Genomic DNA, 2,409 nt, shown 5'->3' with positions numbered 1-2,409 from the left:
GTCCTCGTCGTCCGTCGGATCGGCCGCCTTCGCCAGCTTGTGGCCGTACCGGATCGCGGCGAGCCGCCGCCCGATCGTCGAGGCGGACCGCCCGACCTCGGCCTCGTGCGCCAGGAAGCCGGCCACAGCCTCGGGGCTCGCTGGCAGGGACCGGAACCCGAACCGGGCGCACCAAGCCTGAAACACCTGGACGTCGGCACGGTAGGCGCGGATGGTAGAGTCCGCCTTGCTCGCCTGCTGGTAGGCGCGGACGATCGCCGCGGCCTCGACAGGAAGCTCGCTCACGAATTCGGGCGCTATGACGGGAAGCGCGTCAGACGTCACGATTGTCTGCCCGGACCATCGAAGAGGATGACGAGGAGCCAGATCAGCATCAGCGTCGAGGTGACGCCGAAAAGGATGCGGTTGATGGGCAGCATCTCATCGAACTGCGCGAGGCTGTAGATCACCACGCCGAATAAGCCGCCCCAAGCGCCGATCCATGCCAAGCGTGAGCTTCGAGGGTCAGGCATCGTCGTCGAGCCGGTCCGCCGCAGAGTGCGGTCACTCTGCGCCTCCCGACCTCGTTTCACCACCGACCGCTGATATAGCCCTGGCTTCACTTCCTCACCTGGCTTCCAATCCACCCTGTCTATATCTTCCGAGAATGACGCTTATCGGGAGTTACACGAAGCGACGTACTGCTGCAATGCTCTGACGCTGTAATGCTACAGCATGAAAGCGCGACAGCGGCATAGCGCGGAAGCGCTACGGCGTCACAGCAGGACAGCGTCGCAGCACTGACCCGCTATCACGCTACGCCTCGCCCTTCAGCTTCAACGACGCCACCGGCGGGTGCCCGTGCTTCTGCAACGCCGCGTCGATCCCTTCCATGATGACATCGTGCACCTTCACGTCGCGGGTGAACGCGATTTCCCGCAGGCGCCGATGTACCTCCCGCGGCAGGTACACCGAGGTATGCACAACGTCGGGCCGCGCTCGGCGGCCGACAGGTTTCAGTGCCGCTACCGACAAGGGGGGCGCAGCCGGCGCGGCGTCCGCAGACGGTGCGGGCTCGCGGGTCTCGGATCCCGGCAGGGTCAGGCCACCGATCACGGAAGGGCGCTTGCTCATGCCTTGTTCGCCTTCATCTTGCGATCCGCCCAGACCCAGAGGGCGCGCAGCTCGTCGGCTGCCTTCCCTTCGGGCGCGTATTTCGTGACGCCTTGTCCTGCCGCGAGCGCGTCTTGGTGGTCGGCCCGCTGGGTCAGCGACGGTTCCGCCAGTACGCCGAACATGCCGAGCCCGCTGGCCGCCTCGACGGTTCGAGCGGAACGCCCGGCGGGGCATTGGTTGAGCACGAAGGCGAAGCGATCCCGCATGCCGAGCCGCATCAGGGTTTCGATCGTCGGCATCGTGGCCTGCAGGTCGAGCCGTGACGGCCGGGCAGGGATGAGCGCCAGGTCCGCCGCCTGCATGGCGAGGTTGCCGCCGGTCGACGCCACGCCGGCCGTGTCGAGGACCGCGAGCGTGAAACCCTGCTCGCCGAGCGCTGCCAGGATCTTCGGCAGGTCCGCCAGCCGATCGGCGCCGAGCCTGTCGACTGCGGGCGCCTCCGCCGTCCGGTTGTCGCCCCAGGCCGCAAGGGAGCCCTGCGGGTCTAGGTCGAGAGCCACGACGCGCTCGCCGGCCTCGGCAGCCGCCACCGCCAAACTGGCCGCGACCGTCGTTTTCCCTGCGCCGCCCTTCTGTGTCACCAGGGTTATCGTCCGCATGTGCCCTCGCAGTGCTGTCGTGCTGTAGCAGGGAAGCGTGACAGCGCGAAAGCGCTACGGTCTGACAGCGCCACGGCACGATGGCGCTGTAGCGCTACAGCATTGCAGCATGACAGCAGCAGAGCGCCGTAGCATTGCAGCGCTGTCCCATCTATCTGACGACCACCAGCTGCGGACGCGGTCGGGGTTGTGCGCGAGGCCGGGATGCAGCCAGTCGGCTGGTCCCGGCCGGTCGTTCAGAATTTCTGAAAATGCTTACTTCGTGATCCGCACCGAGACCGGGTCGCTGCCCGGGAAGCTCTCCTCAAGCGCATCGTCGAGCCGCTCGTGCATCCGGTCCGGATGGTTCTCGGGGAGGTGACGATCGGTCGTCGCGACATCGGATCCTGCAGGCACAACCGCCAGACGTCTCCGTTCCGCCGTTGTTCGGAAAGCCTCATAGACAAGCAGCCCGAAGCCGGCCGCGATCATGAGCACCGGGACGGGATTGGCCCGGACATCTGCGACAAGCCGATCGACGGTCTCGCTCGCTGCCTGCCCTGACCGACGCAGGTCGGCAAAGTCACGCGGGATCCCTGGCCGATTGAACCGGGCCTGCAGATCGGCCAGCGTCCGGTCCAGCCGGCCTCGGCTGGCCTCGACGTCCTGCTCTAGC

At 66.9% G+C, this 2,409-nt stretch carries 5 protein-coding genes; all 5 read right to left on the bottom strand.

Features of this window, described 5'->3' with window-relative positions:
- Positions 1-285: site-specific integrase (locus tag MKL01_RS07285; RefSeq protein WP_243904546.1), on the bottom strand; the 285-nt coding region annotated here is incomplete at its 3' end.
- 35 nt (positions 286-320) lie between these two features.
- Positions 321-488, bottom strand: coding sequence for a hypothetical protein (locus tag MKL01_RS07280; protein WP_243904545.1), 168 nt, complete (start codon positions 486-488; stop codon positions 321-323).
- Between the two features lie 307 nt (positions 489-795).
- Positions 796-1,113, bottom strand: a complete 318-nt coding sequence (locus MKL01_RS07275; protein WP_243904544.1) for a hypothetical protein — start codon at positions 1,111-1,113, stop codon at positions 796-798.
- Positions 1,110-1,754, bottom strand: a complete 645-nt coding sequence (locus MKL01_RS07270; RefSeq protein WP_243904543.1) for an AAA family ATPase — start codon at positions 1,752-1,754, stop codon at positions 1,110-1,112. Before MKL01_RS07270 ends, MKL01_RS07275 begins: the two co-directional genes overlap by 4 nt.
- Before the next feature lie 255 nt (positions 1,755-2,009).
- Positions 2,010-2,225: a hypothetical protein gene (locus MKL01_RS36140; RefSeq protein WP_409566214.1), complete on the bottom strand. Its 216-nt coding sequence runs from the start codon at positions 2,223-2,225 to the stop codon at positions 2,010-2,012.
- Between the last annotated feature and the right edge of the window lie 184 nt (positions 2,226-2,409).

The organism is Methylobacterium sp. J-070 (assembly GCF_022829385.1).
In the GTDB taxonomy this organism is placed as follows: Bacteria; Pseudomonadota; Alphaproteobacteria; order Rhizobiales; family Beijerinckiaceae; genus Methylobacterium.
This window is presented reverse-complemented; position numbering and strand designations above follow the sequence as displayed.